The organism is Ensifer sp. YR511 (genome assembly GCF_900103045.1).
Lineage (GTDB): Bacteria > Pseudomonadota > Alphaproteobacteria > Rhizobiales > Rhizobiaceae > Ensifer > Ensifer adhaerens.
On the sequence record NZ_FNGR01000068.1, the window covers coordinates 1 to 15604 of the forward strand.

Below are 15604 nucleotides of genomic sequence, written 5' to 3' on the forward strand. Positions count from 1 at the left end.
TGGCGCTGCTGGCGCTGATCACCCTGATTTTGAAGACGGCGCTGGAGATCCGCTACAGCGCCGAGATCGCCGCCAGCCGCAGGCACTGACCGGGAAAGCCGGCATTCGAAAGGTATTGTCATGGACGTGCGCGTTCACAACATCCGCAAGGAATTCGGCCGCTTCCCGGCGCTCGACGACGTCTCGCTCGACATCCGCTCCGGCGAGCTGATCGCGCTGCTCGGCCCCTCCGGCTCCGGCAAGACCACACTTCTGCGTCTCGTTGCCGGGCTCGAAAGCCCGACCGAAGGCACGATCTTCTTCGGCGACGAGGATGCCTCGCAAAAGACCGTGCAGGAGCGCAACATCGGCTTTGTCTTCCAGCACTATGCCCTGTTCCGCCACATGACCGTGCTCGACAACGTCGCCTTCGGCCTCAAGGTGCGCCCGTCGAACCGCAGACCGCCGTCGGCCGAGATCCGCAAGCGCGCCCTCGATCTGCTCGACCTCGTCCAGCTCTCCGGCCTCGACAAGCGCTATCCGGCGCAGCTCTCGGGTGGCCAGCGCCAGCGCGTGGCGCTCGCCCGCGCCATGGCGGTGGAACCGAACGTGCTTCTGCTCGACGAGCCCTTCGGCGCGCTCGACGCGCAGGTCCGGAAAGAACTGCGCAAGTGGCTGCGCGACATTCACGACCGCACCGGCCACACGACGATCTTCGTCACCCATGACCAGGACGAGGCGCTGGAGCTCGCCGACCGCGTCGTCGTCATGAGCAAGGGTGTGATCGAACAGGTCGGCACCCCCGACGAGATCTACGACCATCCGGTCTCGCCCTTCGTCTACGGCTTCATCGGCCAGTCGAACTGCCTCAATGTTACGCTGCAGAACGGCGAGATCTGGTTCGAGGATCGGCCGATCGGGCTGCGCGCCCCGTCCGAGCCCGACGGCCCCGCGAAACTGCACTTCCGCCCGCACGACATCGAGCTGATCGACGGCTCCGGCGGTTGCCTTGCCGGCCTCGTTGCCGCCAGCCGCCGGGTTGCCGGCACCCGTCATCTCGAACTCGACCTTGGCCGCAACCATCCGCATGTCGAGATCGAACTCTCGCCCGAGCGCGCCGCTGCCGGCGACCACAGCCGCATCGCCTTCCGACCGACAAAGTGGAAGATCTTCAGGGAAGGTCGACCGGAGATGAAGATCGCTCCGGCCGGAGCCACGGAATCCCAGCGCCAGACGGCCGATGAGGCCGAATCCATGCTCGCCGCTCAGGTCTCCTGGGCGACTCCCTAGGGAAGTTTAAGCGGCCAGACTTCGACCACGCCGTGAGCAACGGCGCAGGGTGTCTGCGAAACCAGGGCGATGGCTTCGTCGAGATCGGCCGCCTCGATCACCGCGAAACCGGCCACCGGCAACGGGGATGACAGGAACGGACCATTCTTGGTTTCGACCCGCGCCGCATCCGCATTGCGCACCTGCACGGGCGCGCCGGCAATCCCCATCAACACGCCATCGGCCTGAAGTCGCGCGTCATGCGCATGCGCCGCATCGCGCACCACTGCCGCCGTGCGATCGTAGCCGGCGCGATCGCCGTATCCGATGGTGATAAATTTCGGCATGAACCTCTTCCTTCAAGTTGCCAGAGAAAAAACGCGCCTACCTCTGACGGGCTAATTGACAGCCCGGCCTTCAGGCCGTTCCGTTGAAGGAACGCGGATGCGCCGGGAAAGTTGCGACGCCGGTGCACAGCGTCAAAAGAGGGAGGATCCGATGCCGACCATCATCGCCCATCACAACATTACCAAAGGCGCCGATCACTGGCTGAAATCGCCGAGACGCAAGGAACTCTTCGGCGCGCTCGGCATCACCAACATCCGGACCTTCGTCGACCCAAAGGACCCGACGCGCGTGGCCGTCATGATGGATGTTCCCGATATTGGCGCCCTCTCGCAGGCGATGCAAAGCCAGGCTGCGGTGGACGCCATGGCCTATGACGGGGTTGTGCCGTCATCGCTTGTGATCCTGGTTGAATCGTAGCGCGCCTTCGCGCGGTGTGCCTCTGTACCTTGCCACGCAGGGTGAAAGACCGCGCTTCGGCCTCTCGCCATGGCGTCGAGATTGAGCCGCTACAATGCGGTACATATTGCGGCGAAGACCGACACATCCGGGATACCTCGCCTGAACAGATTGCGATCGTTGCCTCACGAACAGAAGAAGGAACGATCGCATGAACCACCGCATCCTCCCGACCATCGCGCTTGCCTTGGCGACAAGCGTCGTCGCTTTCGCAGCGCAAGCAGCCGAGATCAAGAACATCGTCATCGTTCACGGCGCTTTTGCCGACGGTTCCGGCTGGAGAGAAGCCTCCGAAATCCTCGGGCGCCGCGGCTTCAACGTGACCGTCGTCCAGGAGCCGCTGACGTCGCTCGGCGCGGACATCGAGGCGACGAACCGCATCCTCGATCTCCAGGATGGCCCGACCCTGCTCGTCGGCCACAGCTATGGCGGCATGGTCATCACCGAGGCCGGACACCATAGCAAGGTCGAAGGCCTGGTCTATGTGGCCGCCTTTCAGCCCGACAAGGGCGAAAACCTTGCAGCGCTCGCCGGATCGAAACCTGCGGCCGCCATGAGCGTGCGCGAAACCCCGGACGGCAAGTATCTCTATCTCGACCCAAAGGCGTTTCCGGCCGACTTCGCCGCCGATTTGCCTGCGGCGGAGGCGGCCTTTGCGGCGAAATCGCAGGTCCTTGCCGCCAAGGAGGTCTTCGCCGCCAAGGTCGGCGACCCCGCCTGGCGCACCAAGAAAAGCTGGTCGATCGTCGCGACCGATGACCGCGCCATCAACCCGGACCTGGAGAGAAGCATGGCCAAGCGCGCCGGCAGCCAGGTGACCGAAATCAAGGCCAGCCACGCTGTCTTTGCGTCGCAACCGGAGAAGGTTGCGGGCGTCATCGAGGCCGCAGCCAACGAGGCCGGCAAATAGCCCGAATGCCGTTCTCCGCGACCTGAGTGTGACCTTCGGCACTCAGGTCGCTTCCTTGACGGTAACTGAGATCTGCCGCCAAAGACCTGTAACAATCCTTCGGTAGTTTGCCTCGGATCACGCCTCAGTGCGAAGCGCTTTCGCCATGTCCCGTAAAGTCGCCGCCGAAGCGCGGCTTGACAGCGTGCGGCCAACGGCGGCAAACTTCGCGGATGGGGGTGCGATCACCCCATGAGGCGCCAGCCGAAGCATCGCGTCCATAGAACCGCTCATCCGGAGGACGCGTCATGTCGTCGTATCTCGAAATATCATCGGAAAAACTCGCTCGCCTCATCGGCACGCCGAACTGTCCCGCGCTGATCGACGTTCGCGTCGACGAGGACTTCGACGCCGATCCACGTCTCGTCCCGGGATCCGCCCGGCGCGACTATCGCACTGTGCAGGACTGGACACACGACGTCGACAAAGCGTCGGCGATCGTCATCTGCCAGCAGGGCAAGAAGCTCAGCCATGGCGTTGCCGCCTGGCTGCGCAATGCCGGCATCTCCGCCGATGTGCTCGAAGGCGGGTTCGAGGCGTGGGTCGAAGGCGGCAGCCCCGCCGTGCCGTCTTCGGCTCTACCGGAACGGAACGCCCAAGGGCACACGGTCTGGGTCACCCGGGCGCGGCCGAAGATCGACCGCATCGCCTGCCCCTGGCTGATCCGGCGCTTCGTCGATCCGCATGCCGTTTTCCTTTACGTAGCGCCGTCGGAAGTGGAGATGGTCGGCGAGCGCTTCCGGGCGACACCGTTCGACATCGACGCGCCCGTGCGCTGGAGCCACCGCGGCGAGCGCTGCACCTTCGACGTCATGGTCGAGGAATTCGGGCTTGCCACGGCCCCGTTGCTGCGGCTCGCCAGGATCGTGCGGGCCGCCGATACCGCCCGCCTGGAACTCGCGCCGGAGGCCTCTGGCCTGCTTGCTGCCTCGCTCGGGCTTTCGCGCATGTATGCGGACGATCTGGAACAGCTGGACGCCGGTATGCTGCTCTACGACGCCTTCTATCGCTGGTGCCGGGATGCTACCAACGAGACCCACAACTGGCCCTCGGCCAAGAAGGACGCCTGAGATGACCGACATTGCGGACAGGGCCGCGCCGGGACCGGCGCGGCAACGGGAAAGCCACGGCATCTCCTTCGGCGAAGCGGTCCGGGTCTGGGCGCGGATTGCGGCGCTGAGCTTCGGCGGGCCGGCTGGACAGATCGCCGTCATGCACCGCATCCTGGTCGATGAAAAGCGCTGGATCGGCGAACACCGTTTCCTGCACGCGCTCAACTACTGCATGCTTCTGCCGGGACCCGAGGCGCAACAGCTTGCCGTCTATATCGGCTGGCTCCTGCATCGCACCGCCGGCGGCCTTGTCGCCGGCATCCTCTTCGTGCTTCCGGGGTTCCTCGCGATCCTGGGCCTGAGCTACATCTACGCCGCCTTCGGCAATGTCACGGTCGTCGAGGGCCTTTTCTTCGGTCTGAAGGCCGCGGTGCTCGCGGTCGTCGTTCAGGCCGTCTTCCGCATCGGCGGGCGAGCACTGAAGAACAAGGTGATGATCGGCATTGCCGCAGCCGCCTTCATCGCCATCTTCGTTTTCCGGGTCCCCTTCCCGCTCATCATTCTTGCAGCCGGGGTGCTTGGCTACATCGGTGCACGTTCCGGCTCGGATTTCTTTCGCATCGGCGGAGGCCACAAGGCCAGCACGGGTCCGGTGCTCAAGGACGAAGACTCCGTGCTCGGCGACGAAATTCCCGCGCATGCGCGCCCGAACCTCGCCTGGTCGCTGCGGATCTCGGCGATCCTGCTTGCCCTGTGGCTGGTGCCGCTGGCGTTGCTCGTCGCCATTCTCGGCACGGGCAACGTCTTCAGCCAGATTGGCCTCTTCTTCAGCCAGATGGCGGTGGTCACCTTCGGTGGCGCCTATGCCGTACTTGCCTATGTCGCCCAAGAAGCGGTGCAGCACTACGGCTGGCTGAAGCCGGGCGAGATGCTTGACGGGCTCGGCATGGCCGAGACGACGCCTGGGCCGCTGATCATGGTCGTCCAGTTCGTCGGCTTCATGGGTGCCTATCGCGATCCCGGCACGCTTTCGCCCATGGCGGCTGCGACCCTCGGAGCGATGCTGACGACCTGGGTCACCTTCGTTCCCTGCTTTCTCTGGATCTTCCTGGGCGCGCCCTTCATCGAGCGGTTGCGCAACAACGTCGCGCTGACCGGCGCCATGTCGGCGATCACCGCCGCCGTCGTCGGGGTCATCCTCAACCTTGCGGTCTGGTTTGGCCTGCACACGCTGTTTGCCGAAGTCGCCCCCTGGACGCTCGGGCCGTTGGCGCTCGATATTCCGGTCCTAGGGTCGCTGGTGTTGCCGTCACTGCTGCTGACGCTCGCGGCCGGCGTGGCGATCTTCCGCTTCAATGTGTCGGTCATAACCACGCTGCTTGCCTGCGCGCTCGCCGGCATGGCCTGGACGCTGGCAACGAACTGAGGGCGGAGCCGGCGCTCAGTCGTCGTAGACAGATTGCGGCAGGTGAAATCCCTCCGGCAATTGCGATCCGTAGTGGCGCTCCTCCGGTAATGGCGGCGGAGGCTCGCGGTGCTTTATTGCGCAAGCCGCAAGCACGGCCTTCAGCTGCACGGGCCGGTAGTGTTCGACAAGGCTCGGAAGTGTCTCTTGCTTGTCCGTCTGTCGCGACATCGCGGGCTCCTTGGAAAGGTCTCTCGCCACCGAGCGACAGTGCCAGTCAACCGACTGTGTTGCAACAGTTGCCGCGCGATCGACGGTCCCGAGGGGGCCATCGCCTCCGCCATACCTGCCGCGAGCGACCCACAAGATATTCGGGTAAACTGTGGCGCCTGCCCTTGCGTCCGTAACCGCTCACCCTACCTCTGCAGCGCTGCCAGATGGCAGGCAACACGCAGCGAGGACACGACTATGCAGGGCACCCTTTCGAAACTCGGCCTGAGACATCCCCTGATCGTCGCGCCGATGGCCGGAGGTCCTTCGTCGCCGGCGCTCGTGGCAGCCTCTTCCGCCGCCGGCGCGCTCGGCTCGATCGGCGCGGCCTATTCGAGCCCGCCGGCGATCGTAGAGTTCGCCCAGGCCGTGCGTGCCCGGACAGATTGTCCCTTCGCCATAAACCTCTTCATCCAGCATCCGCAGCCGAAGATCGACGCCGCGGCGCTCGAGCGCGCCCGGCGCGCGACGGCGGGATACCGCGTCGAACTCGGCCTGCCCACGCCGGAATTTGCAGCGCCCTACGAAGAGGATTTCGACGCGCAGTTCGAGGCGGTGCTGCGGGCAAAGCCTGCGGCGCTGAGCTTCGTCTTTGGCGTTCTGCCCGCCGAGCACATGCGCGCTGCTCGTGACGCAGGAATGCTGATCATCGGCACGGCAACGACGCCCGAGGAAGCCCTGGCACTCGAAGAGAGCGGCGTCGATGCCATCACGCTGCAGGGATACGAGGCCGGCGGGCATCGAGGTATCTTCGACCCGTCCGCCGAGGACAGCGAAATCGGCCTTGAAGACCTGCTCGCCTGGAGCCTGGGAAAGGTCAAGGTACCGCTCATCGCCGCGGGGGGGATCATGACGGGTTCCGACATCCAAGCCGTTCTCGCAAAAGGCGCCAGCGCCGTGCAGATGGGTACGGCCTTCCTCAAGACCGCCGAAGCTGGGACGTCGGCCCCCTATCGCGCGGCGCTAGAGGGCACGGAGCGGAAGACGCGAACGACGCGGGCCTTTTCCGGCCGGTTTGCGCGCGGCGTCGAAAACCGTTTCATGAACGAGGTGGATGCCGCCGCCGTAATGCCCTTTCCGGCCCAGAACAAGTTCACGCGTGACATCAGAGCGGCGTCCACCGCGAAGGGGTCGCCAGACTTTCTGTCCTTGTGGTCGGGAACCGGCAAGGGCGAGCTTTGGCAGGGCTCCGCGTCCGATTTGATCGCTCGCCTCTTTCCGGCGTAGCTCAGAAGTTACAGCACTCTCCTATGCAGTGCTGTCGGCCCTTTACTTCCGCCGTCTTGCAGACGAATTCTTGCTGATTGACGTCATCTCTTGCGAAAGTCGGCAGAATGGATCGTATCGATGCGATGAAGGTCTTCGTCACGGCGATTGACGAAGGCAGCCTTGCGGGTGCGGCCCGTCGGCTGAAGCGATCGCCAACGGCCGTCAGCCGCGCGCTGAACCTGCTCGAAGCCCATGTCGGTGTCGAACTGCTGCACCGGACGACCCGCTCGCTGAAACTCAGTGAAGCGGGCCAGCGCTATGCAGCCGCCTGCCGGCGGGTGCTGGTCGATCTCGAAGAGGCCGATATGCTCGCAGGCGGCGAGCGCGCGGCTCCGCGCGGCACGGTAACGATCTCATCGCCGCCGATCCTCGGTGAAGAGATGCTGCGCCCGATCCTCGACGACTTCCTCAATCTCTACCCGGCGGTTTCGGCCAGGTTGCTGCTGCTCGACCGCTTCGTGAACCTTGTCGACGAAGGCGTCGATATCGCGCTGCGCATAGGGCACCTCGCGGATTCTTCGCTGATCTCAACACGCATCGGCGGCGATATCAGGCGCGTCGTCGTCGCTTCCCCACGCTATCTCGCCAGTCATCCCCGCATCAACGAGCCGGCCGACCTCGCCAAGCACCAGATCGTCGCCTTCACCAATTTCGGCCTTGATTCCTGGGCCTTTACGCCGGCCGAGGGTTCGCTGATCCCGCGCACGGTGCAGTTCACGCCGCGCTACATCGTCAACAGCGTGCGCGCAGCGGTCGATTCCGCCGTTGCGGGCACCGGCCTTACCCGGCTCTACTCCTACCATGTCGCGCGCCATGTCCACGACGGACAGTTGAAGATCGTGCTGGCCGATGCCGAGCATCCGCCGATGCCGGTTCATCTTCTGGCACCGCAGGGCCGCATGTCGGTTCCCAAAGTTCGCGCCTTCGCGGATTTCGCCTTGCCGCGTCTCAGAACCGAGTTCGCACGCATGGCGATGGAAGCTGGCACGCTTGACTGATTATGCCGAATTTCGGTTGATTGACCGCCGATTGTCGTCAATTCTCCCACAGGCCGGATGGGTCTAAATCTGATTGCACCAACGCCGAGGGCGAAGGGACGGGCTGCACGAACGCCCGTTGCAATCGAAGAAGGATCACATCCATGAGCAACGAACAGAAGGTCGCCATCATCACCGGTGCATCGCAGGGTATCGGCGCCGCCCTGGTGCAGGCCTACCGCGATCGCAACTACCGTGTCATCGCCACGTCGCGCTCGATTAGGGAGAGCGCGGATGCTGGCATCCTCGCCGTTGCAGGCGATATCGGAAATCCCGAGACCGCCGAGCGCGTCGTGCGCCAGGGCCTCGAACGGTTCGGCCGCATCGACACCCTGGTCAACAATGCCGGCGTCTTCACCGCCAAGCCGTTCACGGACTTCAGCCAGGAAGACTACGACCTGAACATGAGCGTCAATGTCGCCGGCTTCTTCCATATTACCCAGCACGCCGCCCGCGAGATGCTGAAGCAGGGCTCCGGCCACATCGTCAGCATCACTACCAGCCTCGTCAACCAGCCGATCGCCGGCGTGCCCGCCGCGCTTGCCTCCATCACCAAGGGCGGCCTGAATTCGGTAACCCAGGCGCTCGCGATCGAATTCGCGACTTCAGGCGTTCGCGTCAACGCGGTTTCGCCCGGCATCATCAAGACGCCGATGCACGCGCCGGAAACGCATGCGGCGCTTTCGACACTTCACCCGGTCGGACGAATGGGCGAGATCCGCGATATCGTCGACGCCGTTCTCTACCTGGAGGGTGCCGGCTTCGTAACGGGCGAGATCCTGCATGTGGACGGCGGCCAGAACGCCGGACGCTGGTAGGCCCGTAACTCTCCAAACAAACGCGGCACCTTGGGTGCCATCAAGTTCCAGAAAGGAGACGGCAATGCCGATCGTAACAGTTCAGGTGACCCGCGAGGGCACCACGCCGGAGCGTCAAACGGTGACGGCGGAGGAAAAGGCCGAGATCATCAAAGGCGTCAGCCAAGTGCTGCTCGACGTGCTCAACAAGCCGCTGGAATCGACCTATGTGGTCATCGAGGAAGTCGACCTCGACAATTGGGGCTGGGGCGGCCTGCCCACCGCCCAGTATCGCGCGCAGCTTGCTGCAAAAGCTAAAGCCTGACGCGATCAGCCACAGTTCCCACGACCCGCCGCTTGACAGCAAGCGGCGGGTTTCCTTTGTGAAATTGTGTCGAAATGTATCTGCAGGCGCTTGCATTACATTCGCATGCAAGTCTGGATGTTGCGAACACACCGACGACATATCCAGAGCGTCAACCAGACAGAGCAAGTGGCACAGCCCCCTCGCCCAGAAGCGGCGGCACCATGCGAAGACCAAACCGACTTGAGGAGTTTGCTCGATGGAGCATATCGACCATGTGCTGATTGTCGACGACGACCGAGAGATCCGGGAACTCGTGTCGAGCTACCTGAAGAAAAACGGCCTGCGCGCGACCGCGGTCGCCGACGGGCGACAGATGCGCAGCTTCCTCGAAGGCGATACCGTCGATCTGATCGTCCTCGACGTGATGATGCCGGGCGACGACGGGTTGGTGCTCAGCCGCGAGCTGCGCGCCGGCAAGCATAAAGCGATCCCGATCATCATGCTGACCGCCCGCTCGGACGAGATGGATCGCATTCTCGGGCTCGAAATGGGTGCCGACGATTATCTCTCCAAGCCATTCTCCGCGCGCGAACTGCTGGCCCGTATCAAGGCCGTGCTTCGGCGCGCGCGCATGCTGCCGCCCAACCTGCAGATTTCGGAGGCCGGGCAGTTGCTGCGCTTCGGCCGATGGAAGCTCGACACGACGGCGCGGCACCTGATCGATGCTGATGGCACCGTGATCGCGCTGAGCGGAGCGGAGTATCGGCTGCTGAAGGTGTTCATCGACCACCCCCAGCGCGTACTCAACCGCGACCAGCTGCTCAATCTCACGCAAGGCCGCGAGGCCGATCTCTTCGACCGCTCGATCGACCTGCTCGTCAGCCGGGTCCGCCAGCGACTCGGCGACGACGCCCGCGAGCCGGCCTACATCAAGACGGTGCGCAGCGAAGGCTATGTCTTCTCGGTGCCGATCGAGATCGTGGAGGCGCGCGAATGACCGCGAACGCTGCTGAAAGAGGCTTTCGACTATGGCCGCGCACGCTCAGGGCGCGGCTCTTTGTTATTCTGCTGGCCGGCCTCGCCATCGCACATGTGATGTCGTTCACAGTTCTGTTCTTCGAGCGCTACATGTCAGCCAAGTCTGTCATGTTCAACACGCTCGAAAACGACATAGCGACCTCGATCGCAATCCTCGACCGCCTGCCCGCGGACGAGCGTGCCTCCTGGCTCAATCGCCTCAGCCGCGACAACTACGGCTTCATTCTCGGACCGGGCGTGCCCGGCAACGCGTCGGTCGATCCGGCCACCGCGGAGCTCTCCGCCAACATCCAGCGCGCGACTGGCCCGAAATATCCGGTCACCATCGAGACGATCCCCGGCGATCGCCGCCACGTGCAGGCGCATCTGACATTGAGCGACGGCTCGCCGCTGACGATCGACGTCTATCCCAAGGGGGTAATGCCGCTCGCCGACTGGCTGCCTTACGTGCTGCTGGCGCAACTCGCGCTTCTGCTTTTCTGCAGCTGGTTTGCCATGCGGCAGGCCGTCCGCCCGCTCGTCAACCTTGCCGCAGCGGCCGACACGCTCGACCCAAACCGCAACACGCCGCGGCTCAGTGAGACCGGCCCGACGGAGGTCGCCTATGCGGCAACCGCTTTCAATGCCATGCGCGACCGCATCGCCCAGTATCTTGAAGAACGTGTCCAGATCCTTGCAGCCATTTCCCACGACCTGCAGACGCCGATCACCCGCATGAAGCTGCGCGCGGAAATGGCCGAGGATTTCGCCGATCGGGAGAAGCTGATCCAAGACCTCGGCCAGATCGAAAGCCTGGTGAAAGAAGGCGTTGCCTATGCCCGCAGCGCCCACGGCAATGTCGAGAAATCGACGCGCGTCGACCTCGCCTCATTTATTGAAAGCCTCGTCTACGATTATCAGGACACCGGCAAGTCCGTCAGCGCCAGCGATATCGATGGCGGCACGGTCACAACCCGGCCGCAGGCGCTCAGGCGCATTCTCACCAACCTCGTCGACAACGCGCTCAAATTCGCAGGCAGCGCCGAGATCGAGGCACGGCGGCTTGCTGACGATACGGTGGTTATCAGCGTGCTCGACCGCGGGCCGGGCATCCCGGATGATCAACTGGGCGCCGTTTTGAAACCCTTCGTCCGGCTGGAGGATTCCCGCAATCGCGAGACCGGCGGGACCGGACTTGGTCTCGCCATCGCCCAGCAGTTGGCAGTCTCCATCAACGCGTCTCTGACCTTGCGCAATCGTGACGGCGGCGGCCTTTTGGGCGAGCTGGTGATCCGCCCTCAGTAGAGAGGAGTTTCATAAAACGCCGTATAATGCGATATAAAACAATCGCATATATTATTTTCCTAATGTCACGATTGAGATCAAAAGCTCAAGAAGAATAGGCTTGCCGGGCTCGGCCACGCCCATGGCCGATGCAAAGAGCGGCGACCCTGATGGTCGCCGCTCCGGAGGTGACAAGAGGTAGTGCTGATCAGACGAGATTGATCGTCACGTCAATGTGGCCCCGGGTCGCCTTGGAATAGGGGCAGGTCTGGTGCGCGGCATCGACGAGCCGACGCGCGACGTCGGCGTCGATCCCCGGTAGGCTGACATTCAGCCGTGCCTTCAGGAAGTAGCCGCCGTCGCGGTTCAGCAGATCCACTTCGGCATCAACGGCGACGTCGGCGGGAAGCGCGACCTTCGACTGGCCAGCCGCCAGACCGATCGCGCCGATGAAACACGCGGACCAACCGGCGGCAAAAAGTTGCTCCGGGTTCGTCCCCGGCCGGGAACTGCCGGGCGTGGAAAGCTTGGTGTCCAGGCGTCCGTCGTCGCTGCGGGCAGCGCCGTCGCGGCCGCCGGTCGTGTGGGTCTTGCCGGTGTAGAGTACCTTTTCAGCTGCGCTCATGGTGTTTTCCTTTCAACAGGTTTGCCGTCCGGGCCCGATTGCCCTGCGACTGTCGAGACGCATCTGGCGCCCTCAAAATGTATCGGATGTTTCATCGACGCCCGAAAATGTATGGAAACCTGCCCAGGTGCCGGCGCCGATACACGCTGATACGAAGTCCATCCGAAAGTGGTTGTCGCCCATTGCGCCACACCAGCATGACGCGGCGCCGCATCCGGCGGGCCCTGTCTCCAATCACCGCGCACAAAAAAACGCGGGGCCGGCGAACCGGAGCCCCGCGCCTCCACGCAATCTGCGGGAGAAAAACTAGAAACGATCGACGGCGACAATTGCCTCGGCAAAAGCGAGCGGCGCCTCCTGCGGCAGGTTATGGCCGATGCCGCCGGCAAGCAGCCGATGCTCGTATCTGCCGGAAAAACGCTTGGCGTAGGCGGCGGGATCGGGATGCGGCGCGCCATTGGCGTCGCCCTCAAGCGTGATGGTCGGGACGGTAATGGTAGGGAACTGCGCCAGCCGCTTTTCGAGGTCGTCGTACTGTGCTTCCCCCTCGGCCAGGCTGAGCCGCCAACGGTAGTTGTGGATCGAGATATCGACATGATCGGGGTTTTCAAGCGCCTCGGCACTCCTGTCGAAAGTGGCGTCGTCGAAGTTCCACTTGGGCGAGGCAAGCTTCCAGATCAGCCGGGCGAATTCCTTTCGGTTCTGCTTGTAGCCCTCATAGCCCCGCTCGGTGGCGAAGTAGAACTGGTACCACCAGGCAAGCTCGCCCTGCGGCGAAAGTGGCTTCCTGTTCACCTCCTGGCTGCCGATGAGATAGCCGCTGACGGAGACCAGCGCCTTGCAGCGCTCGGGCCACAGGGCCGCGATGATGTTGGCGGTTCGCGCACCCCAGTCGCAGCCGCCGATGACCGCCTTCTCGATCTTGAGCGCGTCCATCAGGGCAATGATATCCGTTGCGATCACAGCCTGCTGGCCGTTCCTTGGAGTCTCGGCGGACAGGAACCGAGTCGTGCCATAGCCGCGCAGATAGGGAACGATGACGCGATAGCCGGCATTGGCGAGCACCGGCGCCACGTCCACATAGGTGTGAACGTCATAGGGCCAGCCGTGCAGCAGGATCACGGCAGGAGCATCGCTGGCGCCAAGTTCGGCGTAGCCGACGTTGAGCACGCCCGCATCGATCTGCTTGAGGACGGGGAAGGACTTGTTCGTGCCCGGGGCGACGGCGGGTAGGCGCGGCGCCTCACCGGCTCCCGCTTGCGCTCTGACCGCGCCAGCCGATGCGAACTGCGTTGCCGCCAGCGAGAGTGCGATTGCGCCGATGAAACGACGGCGCGGGTGGTTGATTTCGTCCGACATTGACTACCCTCCGGGGAACTGAACTGGCATCACGAATGGAGTGCTGGTGTATCTGGGGCGTGTGCTTGGCGGCGTCCTATTGAAAGCACGTGTAGAAACCGCAGGGGCTGGATACACGGCGATACAATCGCATTTTCAAGGCAGGTTATTACCGTCAGGCAACGCCTTCGCGCGCATTGCGTCGGATCGTCTGGGGCGGCTGCCCGAGCGTGCGCAGGAAGGCCCGGCGCATGCGGTCGCTATCGGAAAAACCGGTCTGCTCGGCAATCACGTCCATCGAGTGACGCCCCTGCTCCATCAAGAGCCGCGCGGCTTCCACCCGCAGATGCTCGACCGCTTTTGCCGGCGACTGGCCGGTCTCCGAACGGAAGGCGCGACTGAACTGGCGCGCACTTAAGCCCGCGGCGTCCGCGAGTTCGTCTACCGAGAGGACGTTTCGCAGGTTGGCCTTGGCGTAATTGACCGACTTCTGAATGCGGTCCGACTTCGGATCGAGTTCCAGCAGGGCGGAAAACTGCGACTGGCCGCCGGCGCGCCGGTGATAGACGACGAGCTTGCGTGCCACCTGACGGGCGACATCCTCGCCATGGTCCTTCTCGATCATCGCCAGCGCGAGATCAATGCTTGCCGTCATGCCGGCCGAGGTCCACACGCTGCCATCGACGATGAAGATACGATCCTCCTCGACCTTGACCTCGGGAAATCGCTCGCGCAGTTGACGGGCGAACACCCAATGGGTCGTGGCGCGACGACCGTCGAGCAGTCCGGACTCGGCGAGGATGAAGGCGCCTGTGCAAGGGGCTGCCACCCGGCGCGAGACCTCCAAGGCATGGCGCGCGAAGGCGGCGAGTCCCGGCGTTACCGGCTCGATCACGGTGCCCGCGCCGAACATGACGGTGTCATAGACCGCGTCGTCGAAGGCCTTCGTGAGCACGCCGAAGCCGGCGGACGCCTTGATCTCGCCGCCGGCCTCCGACAGCAATTCGATCGCATAGGCTGGTTCGCCAAGCGTCAGGTTGGCGATCTCGAAGGCGGTGACCGCCGCGAACCCCATGAGCTGAAATCCCGGAAAGACGACGTAGCCGATCCTGTGCATCTCACACCACCCCTGTCCGACTCTGTCTGGAATGGCCGCTTATAGCAGATTTACGCCATGGAGGAAACGCGACGGTCATGGCCGGCGCTCATTCGGGAAGCGGCTTGCCCGCATGTTCGGCCACCATGTAGGCCGCATACCAATCCGGCCAGTTATGGTCGTGCTCACCACCGTTGCGCTTCTCGTGCTCGCCATGGGCGGCGGCAGCGCGACGCAGGGCCCCCGCAAGGTCACCGACGGAAGCAAAGTCCGTCACCTCGGTATCCACACGCCCGGGCAGACGTTCGGTCACCTCTTGCAGCAGCCAGCCGTTGCCGTCGGGGTCGCTGAAGGTGGCATAGGAGCGGTAGCTGCGGCGCGCGGGATCGCGTCCGCTGATCGCTGGCTTTCCGGGGCCCTCGCGGTGGAAGATGTCGCTGACCTCGGCGCCCCGTTCGACGAGTTCCGCACGCGCGGCTTCGATATCCGAAACGACCAGATAGAGGCCGCTCGCCGAACCGGGCGTAGCCGAGGTCAGCCCGGTGCCGAAGTGGATCGATGCCGGCGAGCCCGGGGGAGTGAACTGCACAACGCGAAACGCATCGCCGACGGGAAAGTCGGCATCGAGCCGCCAACCGAGGCGACCGTAGAAATTTTTGGCGCGATCGACATCCGCGACCGGAATGACGGCGACCTCGAACTTCAGATCGACCGATGGTGCTCTGTTGTTGCTATCTGCACCTGTCATGACACTTCTCCAATGAAAGAACGCAAGGGGCAGAACGCCTTGAGTTGGCGGCTTTCCTTGGGTTCGGTTTTGTTCTGACCGGCCTTTTTTTGCCGATCGGCTCAATGGTCTTCGTTCCGCTGGACAGGGCCGTCCTTCGGTTCTGAACCATTCTCCAATGCGTGACCTGATGCCTTGGCTTCGGTCACAGAGTGGCGTTCGGCTCCCGGCTTCCCATTCTCCTTGAGGAGCGCAGCCCGGCACTGCTAGGCTCGCTAGAAAGTCATCAGGACAGTCGGGATTTCATTGACGCGCCTTCCGTGATGATGCTTTCGCCGCGCGGCTCGTAAGCGCGCTGGTCGCGCAGGATCTGGAAGGC

17 protein-coding genes are annotated in these 15604 nt (G+C 63.8%); 11 read left to right on the forward strand and 6 right to left on the reverse strand.

Features of this window, described 5'->3' with window-relative positions:
• The first annotated feature begins 120 nt into the window (after positions 1 to 120).
• On the forward strand, positions 121 to 1269 hold the full coding sequence (locus tag BLU15_RS38280) for a sulfate/molybdate ABC transporter ATP-binding protein (RefSeq protein ID WP_090302496.1): 1149 nt from the start codon (positions 121 to 123) through the stop codon (positions 1267 to 1269).
• Here the strand turns inward: BLU15_RS38280 and BLU15_RS38285 are convergent.
• Positions 1266 to 1595 carry a YciI family protein gene (locus BLU15_RS38285; RefSeq protein ID WP_060518110.1) on the reverse strand — a complete coding sequence of 110 codons (330 nt, stop codon included), beginning with the start codon at positions 1593 to 1595 and terminating at the stop codon, positions 1266 to 1268. The two genes, BLU15_RS38280 and BLU15_RS38285, sit on opposite strands and share 4 nt — an antisense overlap.
• A gap of 151 nt (positions 1596 to 1746) precedes the next feature.
• On the opposite strand from BLU15_RS38285, the gene BLU15_RS38290 reads away from it, so the two are divergent.
• The 4 genes from BLU15_RS38290 to chrA all read left to right on the forward strand — a co-directional run bounded on the left by BLU15_RS38290 (position 1747) and on the right by chrA (position 5479).
• Positions 1747 to 2013 carry a hypothetical protein gene (locus tag BLU15_RS38290; RefSeq protein WP_034799696.1) on the forward strand — a complete coding sequence of 89 codons (267 nt, stop codon included), beginning with the start codon at positions 1747 to 1749 and terminating at the stop codon, positions 2011 to 2013.
• 190 nt (positions 2014 to 2203) lie between these two features.
• Positions 2204 to 2962: an alpha/beta hydrolase gene (locus BLU15_RS38295; protein ID WP_034799694.1), complete on the forward strand. Its 759-nt coding sequence runs from the start codon at positions 2204 to 2206 to the stop codon at positions 2960 to 2962.
• Between the two features lie 287 nt (positions 2963 to 3249).
• Complete coding sequence (locus BLU15_RS38300) at positions 3250 to 4071, forward strand: chromate resistance protein ChrB domain-containing protein (protein WP_034799692.1); 822 nt, start codon at positions 3250 to 3252, stop codon at positions 4069 to 4071.
• Between the two features lies 1 nt (position 4072).
• Positions 4073 to 5479 (forward strand): chromate efflux transporter, encoded by a 1407-nt coding sequence (gene chrA, locus BLU15_RS38305; protein WP_034799690.1) that lies wholly within the window; start codon positions 4073 to 4075, stop codon positions 5477 to 5479.
• A 15-nt stretch (positions 5480 to 5494) separates the two neighbouring features.
• On the opposite strand, the gene BLU15_RS38310 is transcribed toward chrA, so the two are convergent.
• Complete coding sequence (locus tag BLU15_RS38310) at positions 5495 to 5689, reverse strand: hypothetical protein (protein WP_034799687.1); 195 nt, start codon at positions 5687 to 5689, stop codon at positions 5495 to 5497.
• A 237-nt stretch (positions 5690 to 5926) separates the two neighbouring features.
• On the opposite strand from BLU15_RS38310, the gene BLU15_RS38315 reads away from it, so the two are divergent.
• The 6 genes from BLU15_RS38315 to BLU15_RS38340 all read left to right on the forward strand — a co-directional run bounded on the left by BLU15_RS38315 (position 5927) and on the right by BLU15_RS38340 (position 11460).
• Positions 5927 to 6955: an NAD(P)H-dependent flavin oxidoreductase gene (locus tag BLU15_RS38315; RefSeq protein ID WP_034799685.1), complete on the forward strand. Its 1029-nt coding sequence runs from the start codon at positions 5927 to 5929 to the stop codon at positions 6953 to 6955.
• 107 nt (positions 6956 to 7062) lie between these two features.
• Positions 7063 to 7995 carry a LysR family transcriptional regulator gene (locus BLU15_RS38320; RefSeq protein WP_090302498.1) on the forward strand — a complete coding sequence of 311 codons (933 nt, stop codon included), beginning with the start codon at positions 7063 to 7065 and terminating at the stop codon, positions 7993 to 7995.
• 143 nt (positions 7996 to 8138) lie between these two features.
• Positions 8139 to 8852, forward strand: coding sequence for an SDR family NAD(P)-dependent oxidoreductase (locus BLU15_RS38325; RefSeq protein WP_090302499.1), 714 nt, complete (start codon positions 8139 to 8141; stop codon positions 8850 to 8852).
• 64 nt (positions 8853 to 8916) lie between these two features.
• Positions 8917 to 9156: a tautomerase family protein gene (locus BLU15_RS38330; protein WP_034799678.1), complete on the forward strand. Its 240-nt coding sequence runs from the start codon at positions 8917 to 8919 to the stop codon at positions 9154 to 9156.
• A gap of 238 nt (positions 9157 to 9394) precedes the next feature.
• Positions 9395 to 10135 (forward strand): response regulator, encoded by a 741-nt coding sequence (locus BLU15_RS38335; protein WP_034799675.1) that lies wholly within the window; start codon positions 9395 to 9397, stop codon positions 10133 to 10135.
• Positions 10132 to 11460, forward strand: coding sequence for a sensor histidine kinase (locus BLU15_RS38340; protein WP_090302501.1), 1329 nt, complete (start codon positions 10132 to 10134; stop codon positions 11458 to 11460). Before BLU15_RS38335 ends, BLU15_RS38340 begins: the two co-directional genes overlap by 4 nt.
• Positions 11461 to 11647: 187 nt before the next feature.
• On the opposite strand, the gene BLU15_RS38345 is transcribed toward BLU15_RS38340, so the two are convergent.
• The 4 genes from BLU15_RS38345 to BLU15_RS38360 form a co-directional block, all read right to left on the reverse strand.
• Positions 11648 to 12064: an organic hydroperoxide resistance protein gene (locus tag BLU15_RS38345; RefSeq protein ID WP_090302503.1), complete on the reverse strand. Its 417-nt coding sequence runs from the start codon at positions 12062 to 12064 to the stop codon at positions 11648 to 11650.
• A gap of 306 nt (positions 12065 to 12370) precedes the next feature.
• Entirely contained in the window at positions 12371 to 13423 is a 1053-nt protein-coding gene (locus BLU15_RS38350) for an alpha/beta fold hydrolase (RefSeq protein WP_034799669.1), read from the reverse strand.
• Between the two features lie 154 nt (positions 13424 to 13577).
• Entirely contained in the window at positions 13578 to 14519 is a 942-nt protein-coding gene (locus BLU15_RS38355; protein WP_034799667.1) for a GlxA family transcriptional regulator, read from the reverse strand.
• Between the two features lie 88 nt (positions 14520 to 14607).
• The gene (locus BLU15_RS38360) at positions 14608 to 15246 is read right to left on the reverse strand and encodes a VOC family protein (protein ID WP_060518124.1); all 639 of its coding nucleotides are present in this window, start codon (positions 15244 to 15246) and stop codon (positions 14608 to 14610) included.
• Positions 15247 to 15604 lie beyond the last annotated feature (358 nt).